Genomic DNA, 14,843 nt, shown 5'->3' with positions numbered 1-14,843 from the left:
TTCTATCTATCTTTCGAATAATTGTTTATTATCCTAAAATAATTTGATAGACAAATGATTTATAGAACTATTTTATCATAGATAAATAAAATTAGATAGACTAATTTAGCCTATCTAATCATTTTTTTATTAAATCAAGATTCGCTGTTCTCTACCTTCACACCAGTTGTGTCAATATTTAAAGAAAAGACCTGACCATTTAAGCCCTTAGATTTTAAGTCTTTGGCAAAGGCTTCTGCATGTTCAACAGGGAGCAAGGTCATAATAGTTGGACCTGCACCAGAAAGGTAAGTGGCATAAGCATCGTGTTGATGTGCAACTTCTTTCACCTGAGGGAACTCTGCAACCAACTGTTGGCGGTAGCGTTCATGGAAGCGATCTGCTTCAATAGCTTTTCCTGCGACTCTCAAGTCTCCCTTAGCAAGGGCAGCAATGGCCACGTTTGCGATTGAACTAGCTGCAACAGCCTCCTTATAAGTCCACTCACTTGGAAGGACATTTCGGCTATCACTGGTCTTGAGTTCGTAATTCGGAACAAAGGCTACCAAAGCACATTCAGGGAAGGGAAGGACCAAATGATTGGTCTGCTGATCCACATAGCTCGCTACGACCAGATTTCCAAAAATGGCTGGCGCTACGTTATCTGGATGGCCTTCGATTTTTGTCGCAATTTCTAGTTTATCTTCATCACTTAGGGATAATTTGCCCAGTTGATTGGCCAACTCAATCCCCGCTACGATAACAGAGCTGGATGACCCCAAACCACGCGCCAAAGGCACTTCACTGGTCATCTTGAGACGATGAGGAGCCATATCTGGCGCAACTTGGAGAGCAGTTTGAAGCAAGAGATTCTCTTCATTGCTTGGTATCTCCTCCCCCAAGTCATGTTCAATCCACCAGTTTTCTTGCGCTTCTAGCACATCAATGGTCAAATAGCGAGTCACGGCAATCCCAACAGAATCAAATCCTGGACCGACATTGGCACTGGTCGCTGGTACTGTAATTCTCATCTTATTCTCCCAATACTTTAAAGGTATTCAACAAGGTGAAGTCAGCTTCGGCATCAATTTTCTCAATGATATGGTGCAATTGTGTTTGATTCAATTGGTGAGTGATAATCACAACACGAGCCACAGAATCTTTGGCACCTGCTTGGAGAACCTGCTTAAAGGAAACATCTTCTTGGTTGAAAATTTGTGCCAACTTGAGCAATTGTCCCTTCATATCTGGAGTTTGAATAGAGAAGTAATAATCACTCTTCACATCTTCTGGTTTAGCCAACTGCACAGGACGGCTGTATTCGTTAAAGGCTTTTCCAATTGTTCCCTCATTGAGGCGACGAACAATGCGAATAATGTCAGCGACTACACTAGTGGCTGTTGGTTTTTGACCTGCTCCAGGACCATAGTACATGGATTCCCCGATTCCAATAGACTCCACATAAACGGCATTCATGACACCATTCACGCCAGCTAGTGGATGTGCTTTTGGTAAGAAGGTTGGAGTTACTTCTGCTGAGAGACCAGAAGGAGTTTCTTCGATAGATCCCACCAATTTGATTACATAGCCTAAACTTTGAGCCACAGCAACATCCTCAGGAGTAATGTTGCGGATTCCCTTATGACCTACTTGGTCAAACTGAACGTTCATCCCAAAAGCAAACTGGCTCAAAATCACCATCTTGTAGGCTGCATCAATCCCATCTACGTCATTGGTTGGATCACTTTCCGCATAGCCCAACTCTTGAGCCTTAGCTAAAGCATCTTCATAAGACCAGCCCTCTTCGACCATCTTGGTCATCATAAAGTTGGAGGTTCCATTGACCACACCGAGGACGCGAGTCACTTTATCAGCAGCGAGAGAGTTTACCAAGGTCCGAAGAATTGGAATGCCTCCAGCTACTGCTGCTTCATAATAGAGGGCAACGCCATGCTCTTTGGCAATCGCAATCAACTCAGCTCCATGAACCGCAAGCAAATCTTTATTAGCTGTTACGACATGTTTTCCAGCTTGAAGAGCACGTGTAATAAAGGTCTTAGCTGGCTCAATTCGACCCATCAATTCAACAACGATTGAAACTTCTGCGTCTTCAATAATTTGGTCAATATTTGTTACAAAGTTAAAATCGTTCCCTGCAGCTAATAAGCGGGCTTTCTCTTCTTCATCCTTGACAAGAACTTTAGCTACTTCAATTTCAGACTGAGCAGCTTGGAAGATCTTATCACCATTTTCTTTTAATAGAAACGGCACACCACTTGCTACCGTCCCAAATCCTAGTAAGGCAATTTTTACAGACATGTTGGTCTCCTTAAAAATCTAATATAGTCTATTATATCAAAAACTAGCCCCTTCTGACTAGTTCTATGGCCTTCTTCCTCTACAAGAACTCCACTTTCTCAGATTTATATCTTCTCACTAAACCTACTAGCAAGCCATTCCTTCAAAAGTCAAGGAGATTCCCCAAAATTTTAGTCCATTTGTAACTTTGTCTTGAAGAGATTTCCTGCCCCTATGATATAATGATAATGAATAAGAAAGGGGTCTCTATGAATCACCGAAAAAGACGTGTCCCAAAGAAAATACGATTGCTACTAATTTTAAATGCTTTTCTCCTATCTTGCATCTTCATTTTAGGCTTTCTCCTATTAAAACGAGCTGCTAGTACTCCCGTTATAGACAAGCAAGAAACAAATACAAGTCGGACTGTGAATCAGCAAGGCTCCACCACTAAATGGGTGAAACAAGATCAACCTGTGAAAATCCCTATTCTCATGTACCACGCTGTTCACACGATGGCTCCTTCGGAAGAAGCCAATGCCAATCTCATCGTGGCACCAGAAACTTTTGAAAGTCATCTCAAAGCCTTAAAAGAGGCCGGTTACTACACCTTGACGCCTGAAGAAGCCTATCGCGCACTCACTAAAAATGAACTGCCTGAAGGGGGAAAAGTCGTTTGGTTGACCTTTGATGATGGAATTGCAGACTTTTATTCCATTGTCTATCCTCTCCTAAAAAAATACCAAATGACCGCAACCAACAATATCATTACTTCTTTTTCTGACGAAGAAAGACCCAGTGTTTTAACCTTCGATCAGATCAAAGAAATGAAAGATCAAGGTATGACGTTTGAGAGTCATACGGTATCTCACCCAGATTTGGCCCAATCAGATAGCTCTCGTCAGGAAACTGAACTCGCAAATTCCAAACAAGTATTAGACAAGAAACTCCATCAAACCACTACCACCATTGTTTACCCTTCCGGCCGCTACTCTAATCTCACCATGGAACTAGCAGAAAACAATGGTTACAAAATGGGCTTAACGACCAATAATGGACTAGCCAGTCTAGATGATGGCCTTTACTCACTAAAACGCCTGCGGATCTTACCGACTACGACAGCAAAAAACCTACTTGCAGAAATGCAAACCAATCCATAAACATGTAAAAAGCACGAGTCCGAATGACTCGTGCTTTCTTTCTCCATAATGGAGGCTTTTATTTCGATTTGATGTAGTTCACACCATCTGCTTTCGGTGCAACCGACTTACCAAAGAAGGCTGCTAGTACGATGATGGTCAATACATACGGAGCAATACGAAGGTAAACTCCTGGAATATGGGCAAGGAAAGGAATCTGCGTTGATACAACTGCCAAGGCTTGTGAAAGTCCAAAGAATAGACTGGATAGCATGGCACCGATTGGGCTCCATTTACCAAAGATCATTGCCGCTAGGGCGATAAATCCTGGTCCCACAATGGTAGTGGCAGAGAAATTGACAGAAGCAGATTGTGCATACAAGGCACCCCCAACTCCTCCTAAGAATCCAGAGATGAGCACACCATAGTAACGCATGAGGTAAACATTGATACCGAGAGTATCCGCAGCTTGAGGATGTTCACCAACTGAGCGAAGGCGAAGACCAAATTTCGTTTTAAACATGATAAACCATGCTACAAATGAAAATGCAATCGCTACATATCCCATTAAGCTAGTATTCTTAAAGAAGATATCGCCAATAACAGGAATATCAGACAAGAAAGGAAAATCAAATTTACCAAATGATAAATCGATATTGTTGGTTTGACCTTTTCCGTAGATGGCTTTTACCAAGAAGACGGCTAAGGCAGGAGCCAACAAATTCAATACCGTACCACTCACCACATGGTCAGCACGGAAGTTAATAGTCGCTACCGCATGGATGGCAGAGAAAATAAGACCAACCAAACCTCCTGCAAGGAGAGAAAGCCAGATTGTCATGCCTCCAAGAGAGCCAGCAAAAGTCAAGTTAAACACGACTCCTGTGAAAGCTCCCATAACCATGATTCCTTCCAAACCGACATTAACGACACCAGCATGTTCGGAGTAGGCACCTCCGATACTAGTGAAAATGAGGGGAGCAGCATAGACTAGCATATTCGATACAAGAATCGTTAGTATAGCAACAATATTCATCCTTACTCTACTCCTTTCATTTGTTTTTTAGGCTTGATGTATTTTTCGATAATATAGTGAGCACTTACAAAGAAGATGATCGAAGCTGTCACAATATTGACAAGTTCTGGTGGAATAGTCGCTGTGGTCATACCTGGCGCGCCTGTTTGCAAGGTTCCAAGCAAGAAGGCCGCAAAGACAATCCCAATAGGGGAATTGCTAGCAAGGAGAGCCACTGCCATCCCATTAAATCCAACAGCCAAGGAACCAGCTTGAACATAAACGTTCTGGAAGGTACCAATTCCTTCTACAGCCCCTCCAATCCCACAAAGGGCACCTGAAATCACCATGGAAAGGATGATGGTACGTTTAGCTGACATCCCTGCATAGTCTGAAGCATTGGGGTTAAGACCAACGGAACGGATTTCAAAACCAAGTGTTGTTTTCTTAATAATGAACCAAATAACTGCAACAGCAATCAAGGCGATAAAGATACCGATATTCATCCGTGACTTAGTCAATTCCGTCAGAAAGCCTAAACGATAACTTGCATTTGCCCCAACTGTAATACTGGATTCAGAATCGACCATGAACTTTTTAGGAAAATTCCGGATAATTTCATTTCCAGCAAACAGTACGATGTAGTTCATCATAATAGTAACGATGACTTCACTCGTCCCCAAAAATGCTCGCAGAAGTCCTGGAATTAAACCAATGAGACCACCGGCAATTGCAGCCACAAGGACCGTCAAAGGAATCATTAGGATACGCGGAATATCTGGGAAGGACAAAGCAAACCATACTGCCGCAATCCAACCAGCTAAGGCTTGTCCTGGTAAGCCGACATTGAAAAATCCAGCTCGACTGGCTACCGCAAATCCGAGAGCGATCAAAATCAGCGGCCCCATAGTTCGGAAAATTTCACCCACATTTTTAATGGAACCAAAAGCTGTCTTGAAGAGTTCTTCATAACCCCAAAGAGCATCATAACCAAAGATCCACATGATAATGGCTCCGAGGACGATTCCTAGGATTACAGAAATAAAAGGAATAGCAATTTGTCTTGTATTTTTATTCATTTGAAGCCTCCTTGATTTCTCCACCAGCCATAAGAATACCAAGCTCTTGTTTGTTGGTATCAGATGGCTTCACAATACCTTGGATTTTTCCATCATGAATAACTGCAATCCGGTCGGATAGATTTAGAATTTCATCTAATTCGAAGCTGACAACGAGGACGGCTTTCCCTTTATCACGTTCACCAATCAAACGTTTATGGATGTACTCAATCGCACCAACGTCCAAACCACGTGTCGGTTGGCTAACGATCAACAAATCTGGATTCCGATCAACTTCACGAGCAATAATGGCCTTTTGTTGATTTCCTCCTGATAGAGCACTTGCTGGCACAATCTCGTTGGCTGCACGAACATCAAATTCTTCCATCAACTGGCGGGCATAGGAATTAATTTGATTGTAATTTAATACACCATTTTTGCTAAGTGGTTCTTTGTAGTAAGTTTGAAGTGCGATGTTTTCAGAAAGCATCATTTCAAGCACAAGACCATCACGATGACGATCTTCAGGCACGTGGCTGACATTCATTTCAGTAATCTTACGTGGGGAAAGGCCAACAACTTCTTGTCCCTTAATTTTGATACTACCTGATTTGACTTTACGGAGTCCGGTAATAGCCTGGATCAATTCACTCTGACCATTGCCATCAATCCCTGCAATCCCGACAATTTCGCCTGCGCGAACATCAAGAGATAGCTCTTTGACCGCAGGAACACCACGGTTTTCATTCACGACTAAGTCAGAAATTGCAAGAACCACTTCTTTAGGCTGTGCTTCTTCTTTTTCTGTTACGAAAGAAACTGAGCGCCCAACCATCATTTCTGCCAAATCTTTATTGGTAGCACCTTCGATACCAACGGTTTGAATGGATTTCCCACGACGAATAACTGTGACACGGTCTGCAACGGCACGAATTTCATCTAGTTTGTGAGTGATAAGGATGATAGATTTCCCTTCTTTAACAAGGGTTTTCATAATTTCCATCAACTCCAAAATTTCAGCAGGAGTTAACACTGCAGTAGGCTCGTCGAAAATCAGAATATCAGCTCCGCGATAGAGTGTCTTCAAGATTTCTACACGTTGTTGAGCCCCAACAGAAATATCTTCAACCTTTGCTGTAGGGTCCACAGCCAAGCCGTAGCGTTCTGACAATTCAAGGATATCTGCATTAGCTTTTTTCAAATCTAATACGCCTTTATTAGTGACTTCGCTACCAAGAATGATATTTTCTGCAACAGTGAAAGCTTCCACCAACATGAAGTGCTGGTGAACCATCCCAATCCCTAGAGAAGCAGCCTTTGAAGGAGAATCTAGTTTTTCAGACTTCCCATTGACCACAATTTCTCCGCTCGTTGGTTCCAAAAGACCAGCCAACATATTCATCAGGGTTGATTTCCCAGCTCCATTTTCACCAAGAAGTGCATGAATTTCACCTTTACGCAATTCGAGGTTGATTTTGTCGTTTGCGACAAATTCACCAAAGATTTTGGTAATTTCACGCATCTCAATGACGTTTTCGTGTGCCATTCGAATATTCCTTTCTAGAAAACTATATTTTATTTCAGTAGGACCTGCTAAACGAGTTAGTAAGTTCTATTGAGACAAAATGTCCCAACACCTCATAAAAAAGCGACCCAAGAAGGATGGATCGCTTCCGGAAGGTTTTATTTCTCAGGTGCTTTTACACTACCATCGATAATTTGTTTTTTAGCATCTTCTACTGCTTTTTTAGCATCTTCAGAAAGATTAGAAGTTGTCAAATCAACACCACCATCTTTCAAACCAAATGTGATCACTTTTCCACCTGGGAATTTGCCATCAGCAGTTTGAGTTGCGATTTCTTGAACAGTTTTACCAACTTGTTTTAAAGTTGAAGCCAATACGAAGTTAGATTCTTTACCATCTTTTGAAGTGTATTTACCTTCGTCAACTTGGTCACGGTCTACACCAAGAACCCAAACTTTTTCGTCTTCATTTTTCTTCTCGTTCAAGTCTTTTGCTTCCTTGAAGACACCAGCTCCTGTACCACCAGCAGCTTGGTAAATAACGTCAGCTCCTGCAGCGTATTGTGTCGCTGCAATAGTTCTTCCTTTTTCAGGGTTGTTGAAGTCTTCAGCATATTGTACGTCTACTGAAATGTCTTTGTTTACAGACTTCACGCCTGCTTCAAATCCTTTTTCGAAACGAGTGATAACTTCACCACGTGCTCCACCGATGAAACCAACTTTGTTAGTCTTAGTTGTTTTGGCAGCAGCAACCCCTGCAAGGTAAGCAGCTTCATTATCCGCAAAAACAGCAGATGCTACGTTCTTTTTATCTCCTACAACAGAGTCAATGATAACGTAGTTGATATCAGCATTTTCATCTGCAGCAGCTGTAACAGCTGGAGCAAGTTTGTAACCAACACCGTACACTAATTTGTAGCCGTTTGTAGCAGCTTGGCTAAAGTTATTCGCAAAATCTGCTTCACTTGTAGATTGGAAATAAGTGAATCCGTTATCTTTAGAAAGACCGTTTTCTTTACCCCAAGCTTGTAGACCTTCCCATGCAGATTGGTTGAATGATTTATCATCAACACCACCTGTGTCAGTAACGATAGCAGCTTTTAAATCAGTTTTTGCATCTGAAGAATCTTTGCGAGACGCACGATTTCCACATGCAGCAAGTCCGATTGCAGCGACAGTTACTAGACCTAGGCCTAACCATTGTTTCTTGTTCATTTCTGAACCTCCTAAATAAGATATGCAACTAAGTTGCGGATTAATGAAAGGGTCAATAGACCGCCTTTACAGATGTTACTAGGTAAGATCTGTAAAGGAATATGGAAGCAATTCCTTGACCGTCATCACGACCGTCGATTTATCTTTGGCTACCAGAGTAACCGGTAGGTCTGGCTCGAAAAATTCAGCCATCACCTGGCGACAAGCACCACAGGGTGAAACTGGTTTTTCCGTCTGACCATAAATAATTAATTCCTTAAATGAACGCTCTCCTTCTGAAACAGCCTTAAAGATGGCTGTCCGCTCGCCACAATTGGTCAAGCCGAAGCTCGCATTTTCAATATTGACGCCTGTATAAATCTTCCCCTCATCTGTCACAAGAACAGCTCCAATTGGAAAATGAGAATAAGGTACATAAGCATTCTCACTTGTTTTTACAGCTAGGTCAATCAACTCAGTAGTCGCCATGGGCTACTTCTCCCTTCATGATGGCTACTCCAGAGGAAGTGCCGATTCGGTTAGCACCCGCTTGGATCATGGCTTGTGCATCCTCATAGCTACGAGTACCTCCAGATGCTTTCACTCCCATATCCGGTCCAACAACCTGGCGCATGAGGGCAACATCCTCAACAGTTGCTCCTCCAGTAGAGAAACCAGTTGAAGTTTTGACAAAGTCTGCTCCTGCCAATTTGGCAATCTGGCAAGCCACTACTTTTTCAGTTTCAGTTAACAAGCAGGTTTCGATTATCACTTTTACCAAGCGATCACCACTTGCATCTACAACAGCCTGAATGTCCTCTTCTACTAATGTCAGATTTTTTGATTTCAAGGCACCGATATTGATGACCATATCAATCTCATCGGCTCCATTTTGGATGGCATTTTGAGTTTCAAATGCTTTAACAGCTGGTGTATTTGCGCCAAGAGGGAAACCAATCACTGTACACACTTTTACATCTGAATCTCGAAGTCCTTCTGCAGCGAAGTTGACCCAGGTCGGTTGGACACAAACACTTGCAAAATCATATTCTTTCGCTTCTTCGATCAAAGCCTCGATTTGTTCTTGTTGTGCATCAGGTTTTAATAATGTGTGGTCAATATATTTGTTTAATTTCATTAATAAATCTCCCCCAAATGAATTACGAAACAATTTCAATAATTTCTGAAACGCTTACAACCTTGTCTAGTATTTTAACATTTTTTTGGAATTCTGCAATGGTTTTTTGACTAATTTCTAAATTTGTATAAATAGTTGCAACAAGGTCGCCTTTTTGAACAGGATCCCCAACTTTCTTAGCAAAAACAATCCCTGTTTCATAATCTAAATCATCTGATTTGACTGCTCTGCCAGCCCCAAGACGCATAGCGAAGAGTCCGTGTTCCATCGCAGGCAAGGCTGCAATATAGCCATCCTCTTCTGCATAGACAGGCACTTGTTCTTTTACCTGAACTGGACGATAGAGATCGTCTAAATCTCCACCTTGAGCAAGGACCATTTCTTCAAACTTCTTCAGTGCTTTGCCGGCTGTCAGATGCTGCTTGATTTCTTCCAAGCTGGCCGTTACCCCGCCGAGTTCCAGCATAATTTGAGCCAATTCACAAATGAAGTGAGTCACATCTTCTCTGCCTTTGCCTTGAAGAATATCTAAGGCTTCAAGAATTTCGAGACGGTTCCCGATGCTGGTTCCTAAAGGCTGGCTCATATCTGTCAAAACAGCAATGGTCTTACGACCAACAGCATTACCAAGATCTACCATGGTACGAGCCAGTTCACGCGCCTCTTCAATGGTCTTCATAAAGGCCCCTTCTCCAACGGTGACATCGAGAAGGATGGCATCCGCTCCAGCCGCAATCTTCTTACTCATGACCGAGCTGGCAATCAATGGAATTGTATCAACCGTCGCTGTTACATCCCGAAGTGCATAGAGAAGCTTATCCGCCATGACCAATTGGTCCGACTGTCCAATGACAGAAAGGCCAATCTCTTGTACTTGTTTAATGAACTCTTCCTGGGTCCGCTCAATTTGGAATCCTTTAATAGATTCTAGCTTATCGATGGTCCCCCCTGTATGTCCAAGACCACGACCGCTCATCTTGGCAACTGGGACGCCAAAACTAGCCACTAGAGGTGCCAGTACAATTGTTACTTTGTCCCCTACACCACCTGTTGAGTGTTTGTCCACCTTGATGCCTTTAATAGCGGAAAGGTCGAATTGCTCCCCTGTCTCCACCATCTTCATGGTCAAATCTGAAATTTCTCGGGTCGTCATCCCCTTGAAATAAACCGCCATGGCAAAGGCAGCCATTTGATAATCAGGTACTGTTCCAGCCACATAGCCTTCGATCAACCAATGAATCTCATCTTTACTCAACTCAATGCCATCACGTTTTTTCTGAATGATATCTACAGCTCTCATGTGACTTTTTCACTCCTTAAAATATAATAACCTTTGTCTTTTTTGAGGATTTCACAGTTTCCAAAGACTTCCTCCATTTTAGCTTTCGCACTAGGAGCACCCTGCTTTTTCTGGATAACAATGGTTAAGTCTCCCCCAGGATTCAAATGGTCAAAACTTCCAGAAAGTACTTCATGGACTACCTTTTTCCCAGCCCGAATGGGAGGGTTACTGATAATATGATCAAAACTTCCCTCAACCTGATCATAAACATTGGATTGGAAGATCTTTGCTTCAACTTGATTTAAATCTGCGTTTTTCTGAGCTAGATCTAAAGCCCGTGTATTGACGTCTACCATAGTCGCATGGATCCCTTGGGCCTTAACCAAAGAGAGACCAAGTGGACCATACCCGCAACCAACATCCAAAACCATCTCTCCTTGCTGGAAGGACAAACAAGATAAAAGGACCTGGCTACCAAAGTCGATCATTTTCTTACTAAAAACACCGGCATCCGTCAGAAATTTCATCCGCTCCCCTAAAAGAACCACATCTAACTCATGGATATCATGTTGGGCATCTGGATGTTCGTCATAGTACATTTTACTCATATTAGCATTATAGCATAATTTAACCTATTTTTAAATCGTTTACAGAAGATCTCAAAACTGATATACTAAAGGTCACTATGGAGGAAAGGCTTGCAATGGATAAAGAATTTCTACACTTCGAAAAGATCAATCGACAAACTTGGCAAAATCTCCACCGGAAATCAACCCCTCCTCTGTCTGAAGAGGAATTGAATTCAATCAAGAGTTTTAACGACCTCATTAGCTTGCAAGATGTAACAGATATCTACTTACCCTTGACACATCTGATTCAAATCTACAAAAAAGCGAAAGAGGATTTAGCATTCTCAAAAGGCATTTTTCTCCAACAGGAAAGTAAAAAACAGCCTTTTATGATTGGAATTTCAGGGAGCGTGGCTGTCGGCAAATCAACGACTAGTCGTCTCCTTCAAATCCTTCTTTCTCGGACCTTTTCTGGTTCCACTGTTGAATTGGTGACCACCGATGGTTTCTTGTATCCCAACGCCACCTTGATTGAACAAAACATTCTCAATCGCAAGGGCTTCCCTGAAAGTTATGATATGGAGCTCCTTTTGGATTTCCTCAACCAACTCAAAAATGGTCAAAGCTATCAAATCCCCGTCTATTCTCACGAGATTTATGATATCGTCCCTGACCAGAAGCAAACCATCCAAGCTGCGGATTTCATTATCGTAGAAGGAATCAACGTCTTTCAGAATCCTCAAAATGATCGGCTCTATATGACAGACTTCTTTGACTTCTCCATCTATGTGGATGCTGAGGTTGCCAATATTGAATCCTGGTATATCGATCGCTTTAAAAAGTTGTTGGACCGTGCAAAGGATGATCCAAACAACTACTACCACCGCTTTACCAAGCAACCTGAAGAAGAAGTCCTCACTTTCGCTCATCAGGTATGGGAGTCAATCAACCTCTTAAATCTAAAAGACTATATCGAGCCCACCCGGAACCGAGCCGAACTGATCCTGCACAAATCTGCCAACCATGAGATCGACGAAATCTATCTCAAGAGATAAGAGTTTTAAGACAAAATAATCTTTAAAAAAATAGCGATTCGAAGAAAAATTAGTTTGGGCTTGTCAAAAGAAAAGTTTTCAGATATAATAAGAGAGTTAGATTATCATTGGAGGTGAAAAAATTGGCAAACATTAAATCAGCTATCAAACGCGCTGAATTGAACGTTAAACAAAACGAAAAAAACTCAGCTCAAAAATCAGCTATGCGTACTGCAATCAAAGCTTTTGAAGCAAACCCATCTGAAGAACTTTACCGCGCTGCTAGCTCAGCTATCGATAAAGCAGAAACTAAAGGTTTGATCCACAAAAACAAAGCTAGCCGTGATAAAGCACGTCTTGCAGCAAAACTTGGCTAATCAAGCATTGCATACAAAATGAGCTCCTCGGAGCTTTTTTTGTTGCTTCCAAATGAGGAGAAGACATGAAAATTATGATTATCGGCTATTCAGGATCCGGCAAGTCAACTTTGGCTGAAAACCTAGCCCGTTACTACTCCATTCCAAAGCTCCACATGGATACCCTTCAATTTCAACCGGGTTGGATAGACAGTGACCGGGATTGGATGGAGAAAGAGATGAAACAGTTTCTCAGAGATCATAGAGACTGGGTCATTGATGGCAATTACTCTTGGTGTTGCTATGAGGAGAGAATGGAGCAAGCCGACCAGATTATCTTTCTCAACTTCTCTCGTTGGAACTCCCTCTTTAGAGCCTGGAAACGATACCGCCGTTATAAAGGCCGCGTCCGTGAGAGTATGGCAGCAGGCTGCCCTGAACGCTTTGACTGGGAATTCATCCGTTGGATTCTCTGGGACGGTCGCCAAGCCAGACAGGTCACACGCTATCAGACTATCGGCCAAACCTATCCAGACAAATTTATCTCGCTCAAGAATCAAAAGGAACTGGACTGTTTTCTAGATAACGTAAAAAATGATCTACTGGAATCGAAGTAAACACTCGATCTAGTAGATCATTTTTCTTATTTTCTTTTCTTTTGAGGAAACAAGGGAAGACCTAAGGAAGCCATCTTCTCCGCCGGCACCTTCATGCCATCCTTGATCCATTTGGCCAGGACAGAGACAATGGCTGAGCTGAGGAAGGAATTCAAATAACTAGCTGGCCCTTGTGAGGATTTCTGACTTTTACTCCTCTTTTCAAGAAATTCATAAACAGCCTTGGTGAGCAGTTTCTCAAAATTATAATCGACGGCCAAGCTGATAATGCGGGCTTCCTTCTTGGCCTCTTTAAAGAGATAGACCCAAATCTGGTACAAATCGGTCTTAAAATTATAGCCTTCCAGAGACTTGGTAATCTTCGAAACAGTTGATTGGAAGATGGATTCGAGCAATTCTTCTTTTGACTCATAATTTCGGTAAAAAGCTGCACGAGAAACGCCTGCTCTCTCCACCAATTCTGAAATGGTAATCTTTTTCAAGTCCTTTTTATCCAACAACTGAAGCAAGGAAATCTCCAAGGATTCTCGTGTGATGGCATTGCTTTCTTGATTGGATCGCTTTAGATTTGCTAAGGATTTTTCTGATATCTTTCTTTCTGCCATAACACTTACTTTCTATCTGTATCATCTGAATGTATCTGCTTTCAGAGAATGCAACTTCATGATATAATTGTAAAAAAAGACTAACTACTTGTCAATGTACAATTTTTTACATTTTGAGGTAATAAAAATGAAATGGAAAATTATTGCAGATTCTGGCTGTGATTATCGTACTTATGAAAGTGCTGCACCAGATACTAGCTTTGTTTCAGTTCCCCTTACCATTCAGATTGGTGAGACCATCTACACAGACGACGCCAAGCTTGATACAGATAAAATGATGGAAGATATGTATGCTACTACTACTGCTTCCAAATCGGCTTGTCCTAGTCCCGATGACTATATGAAAGCCTTTGAGGGTGCTGATAATATCATCGTTGTTACCATCACTGGTACTTTGTCTGGTAGCCACAATAGTGCTCAGGTTGCAAAAAAACTTTATCTAGAAGAACATCCTGCAACCAATATCCATGTGATTGATAGTTTATCAGCTGGTGGTGAAGTGGATCTACTCGTCCGCAAACTCCATCAACTCATCGCTCAAGACCTTGACTTTGATCAAGTGGTCGAAGTCATCACTAAATACCAAGAAAAAACCAAACTGATCTTTGTCCTAGCTAAGGTCGATAATTTGGTAAAAAATGGTCGACTCAATAAAATTATCGGAACGGTTGTCGGCCTCTTAAACATCCGTATGGTCGGCCAAGCTAGCGAGACTGGAACCCTTGAGCTCCTACATAAAGCCCGTGGCCAAAAGAAAGCTATTTTCACTACTTTTGAAGAAATGCTCAAAGCCGGCTATAAAGGTGGACACATCACCATCGCTCACCGTCGCAACGATAAATTCGTAGAACAACTCTCTGCCTTGGTCCATGAAAAATTTGCCAATGCGGATATCGAAGTTCTTCCGACCTCTGGCCTCTGCAGCTTCTACGCTGAAGAAGGTGGCCTCTTAATCGGCTATGAAATTTAACAACAAACTATAAAAGAGGCTGGGACAAAAGTCCTAGCCTCTCAATTGTCTTTGGATTATCGAGC

At 42.1% G+C, this 14,843-nt stretch carries 16 protein-coding genes; 5 read left to right on the top strand and 11 right to left on the bottom strand.

The genetic code is table 11. From position 1 onward, the window contains the following. Positions 1 to 134: 134 nt before the first annotated feature. Together thrB and L0M85_RS05885 are read right to left on the bottom strand one after the other, a co-directional pair. On the bottom strand, positions 135 to 1,010 hold the full coding sequence (thrB, locus tag L0M85_RS05890) for a homoserine kinase (RefSeq protein WP_238656659.1): 876 nt from the start codon (positions 1,008 to 1,010) through the stop codon (positions 135 to 137). Position 1,011: 1 nt separating this feature from the next. After that, positions 1,012 to 2,298, bottom strand: coding sequence for a homoserine dehydrogenase (locus L0M85_RS05885; protein WP_061564119.1), 1,287 nt, complete (start codon positions 2,296 to 2,298; stop codon positions 1,012 to 1,014). Positions 2,299 to 2,519: 221 nt separating this feature from the next. On the opposite strand from L0M85_RS05885, the gene L0M85_RS05880 reads away from it, so the two are divergent. Then, positions 2,520 to 3,437 (top strand): polysaccharide deacetylase family protein, encoded by a 918-nt coding sequence (locus tag L0M85_RS05880; protein ID WP_238656658.1) that lies wholly within the window; start codon positions 2,520 to 2,522, stop codon positions 3,435 to 3,437. Between the two features lie 58 nt (positions 3,438 to 3,495). Here the strand turns inward: L0M85_RS05880 and L0M85_RS05875 are convergent, their stop codons facing one another. The 8 genes from L0M85_RS05875 to L0M85_RS05840 form a co-directional block, all read right to left on the bottom strand. Then, on the bottom strand, positions 3,496 to 4,452 hold the full coding sequence (locus tag L0M85_RS05875; RefSeq protein ID WP_048687951.1) for an ABC transporter permease: 957 nt from the start codon (positions 4,450 to 4,452) through the stop codon (positions 3,496 to 3,498). 2 nt (positions 4,453 to 4,454) lie between these two features. Next, entirely contained in the window at positions 4,455 to 5,510 is a 1,056-nt protein-coding gene (locus L0M85_RS05870) for an ABC transporter permease (RefSeq protein WP_048716841.1), read from the bottom strand. After that, a complete protein-coding gene (locus L0M85_RS05865) occupies positions 5,503 to 7,035 on the bottom strand; it encodes an ABC transporter ATP-binding protein (protein ID WP_238656657.1) in 1,533 nt (510 codons plus the stop codon). The genes L0M85_RS05870 and L0M85_RS05865 overlap by 8 nt, the downstream gene beginning before the upstream one ends. 137 nt (positions 7,036 to 7,172) lie before the next feature. Continuing rightward, a complete protein-coding gene (locus L0M85_RS05860; protein ID WP_006596011.1) occupies positions 7,173 to 8,228 on the bottom strand; it encodes a BMP family protein in 1,056 nt (351 codons plus the stop codon). A 78-nt stretch (positions 8,229 to 8,306) separates the two neighbouring features. Beyond that, positions 8,307 to 8,696 (bottom strand): cytidine deaminase, encoded by a 390-nt coding sequence (locus tag L0M85_RS05855; RefSeq protein WP_048687941.1) that lies wholly within the window; start codon positions 8,694 to 8,696, stop codon positions 8,307 to 8,309. Then, entirely contained in the window at positions 8,683 to 9,345 is a 663-nt protein-coding gene (gene deoC, locus L0M85_RS05850) for a deoxyribose-phosphate aldolase (protein ID WP_061564122.1), read from the bottom strand. The genes L0M85_RS05855 and deoC overlap by 14 nt, the downstream gene beginning before the upstream one ends. Before the next feature lie 22 nt (positions 9,346 to 9,367). After that, the gene (locus L0M85_RS05845) at positions 9,368 to 10,645 is read right to left on the bottom strand and encodes a pyrimidine-nucleoside phosphorylase (protein WP_125335879.1); all 1,278 of its coding nucleotides are present in this window, start codon (positions 10,643 to 10,645) and stop codon (positions 9,368 to 9,370) included. Beyond that, complete coding sequence (locus tag L0M85_RS05840) at positions 10,642 to 11,235, bottom strand: class I SAM-dependent methyltransferase (protein ID WP_238656656.1); 594 nt, start codon at positions 11,233 to 11,235, stop codon at positions 10,642 to 10,644. The genes L0M85_RS05845 and L0M85_RS05840 overlap by 4 nt, the downstream gene beginning before the upstream one ends. A gap of 95 nt (positions 11,236 to 11,330) precedes the next feature. Here L0M85_RS05840 and coaA point away from each other — a divergent pair, with 95 nt between their 5' ends. The 3 genes from coaA (at position 11,331) to L0M85_RS05825 (ending at position 13,203) form a co-directional block, all read left to right on the top strand. Next, positions 11,331 to 12,251, top strand: coding sequence for a type I pantothenate kinase (coaA, locus tag L0M85_RS05835; protein ID WP_195347948.1), 921 nt, complete (start codon positions 11,331 to 11,333; stop codon positions 12,249 to 12,251). A gap of 107 nt (positions 12,252 to 12,358) precedes the next feature. Beyond that, positions 12,359 to 12,607, top strand: coding sequence for a 30S ribosomal protein S20 (rpsT, locus tag L0M85_RS05830; protein ID WP_023023719.1), 249 nt, complete (start codon positions 12,359 to 12,361; stop codon positions 12,605 to 12,607). A 65-nt stretch (positions 12,608 to 12,672) separates the two neighbouring features. Further along, entirely contained in the window at positions 12,673 to 13,203 is a 531-nt protein-coding gene (locus L0M85_RS05825; RefSeq protein ID WP_061564126.1) for a DNA topology modulation protein, read from the top strand. A 26-nt stretch (positions 13,204 to 13,229) separates the two neighbouring features. Here the strand turns inward: L0M85_RS05825 and L0M85_RS05820 are convergent, their stop codons facing one another. Then, on the bottom strand, positions 13,230 to 13,808 hold the full coding sequence (locus tag L0M85_RS05820; RefSeq protein ID WP_048687917.1) for a TetR/AcrR family transcriptional regulator: 579 nt from the start codon (positions 13,806 to 13,808) through the stop codon (positions 13,230 to 13,232). A gap of 127 nt (positions 13,809 to 13,935) precedes the next feature. On the opposite strand from L0M85_RS05820, the gene L0M85_RS05815 reads away from it, so the two are divergent. Then, positions 13,936 to 14,778, top strand: a complete 843-nt coding sequence (locus L0M85_RS05815; RefSeq protein ID WP_238656655.1) for a DegV family protein — start codon at positions 13,936 to 13,938, stop codon at positions 14,776 to 14,778. Positions 14,779 to 14,843 lie beyond the last annotated feature (65 nt).

Source organism: Streptococcus sp. DFI.7.26, from assembly GCF_022240605.1.
GTDB lineage: Bacteria > Bacillota > Bacilli > Lactobacillales > Streptococcaceae > Streptococcus > Streptococcus xiaochunlingii.
Note: the sequence above shows the minus strand (reverse complement) of the source record. Positions and strands in the feature narration are given on the sequence as shown.

Bases quoted from the DNA above. Each gene is read 5' to 3' on its own strand.
- thrB (WP_238656659.1), bottom strand. From the start codon at position 1,010: ATGAGAATTACAGTACCAGCGACCAGTGCCAATGTCGGTCCAGGATTT.
- L0M85_RS05885 (WP_061564119.1), bottom strand. From the start codon at position 2,298: ATGTCTGTAAAAATTGCCTTACTAGGATTTGGGACGGTAGCAAGTGGT.
- L0M85_RS05880 (WP_238656658.1), top strand. From the start codon at position 2,520: ATGATAATGAATAAGAAAGGGGTCTCTATGAATCACCGAAAAAGACGT.
- L0M85_RS05875 (WP_048687951.1), bottom strand. From the start codon at position 4,452: ATGAATATTGTTGCTATACTAACGATTCTTGTATCGAATATGCTAGTC.
- L0M85_RS05870 (WP_048716841.1), bottom strand. From the start codon at position 5,510: ATGAATAAAAATACAAGACAAATTGCTATTCCTTTTATTTCTGTAATC.
- L0M85_RS05865 (WP_238656657.1), bottom strand. From the start codon at position 7,035: ATGGCACACGAAAACGTCATTGAGATGCGTGAAATTACCAAAATCTTT.
- L0M85_RS05860 (WP_006596011.1), bottom strand. From the start codon at position 8,228: ATGAACAAGAAACAATGGTTAGGCCTAGGTCTAGTAACTGTCGCTGCA.
- L0M85_RS05855 (WP_048687941.1), bottom strand. From the start codon at position 8,696: ATGGCGACTACTGAGTTGATTGACCTAGCTGTAAAAACAAGTGAGAAT.
- deoC (WP_061564122.1), bottom strand. From the start codon at position 9,345: ATGAAATTAAACAAATATATTGACCACACATTATTAAAACCTGATGCA.
- L0M85_RS05845 (WP_125335879.1), bottom strand. From the start codon at position 10,645: ATGAGAGCTGTAGATATCATTCAGAAAAAACGTGATGGCATTGAGTTG.
- L0M85_RS05840 (WP_238656656.1), bottom strand. From the start codon at position 11,235: ATGAGTAAAATGTACTATGACGAACATCCAGATGCCCAACATGATATC.
- coaA (WP_195347948.1), top strand. From the start codon at position 11,331: ATGGATAAAGAATTTCTACACTTCGAAAAGATCAATCGACAAACTTGG.
- L0M85_RS05825 (WP_061564126.1), top strand. From the start codon at position 12,673: ATGAAAATTATGATTATCGGCTATTCAGGATCCGGCAAGTCAACTTTG.
- L0M85_RS05820 (WP_048687917.1), bottom strand. From the start codon at position 13,808: ATGGCAGAAAGAAAGATATCAGAAAAATCCTTAGCAAATCTAAAGCGA.
- L0M85_RS05815 (WP_238656655.1), top strand. From the start codon at position 13,936: ATGAAATGGAAAATTATTGCAGATTCTGGCTGTGATTATCGTACTTAT.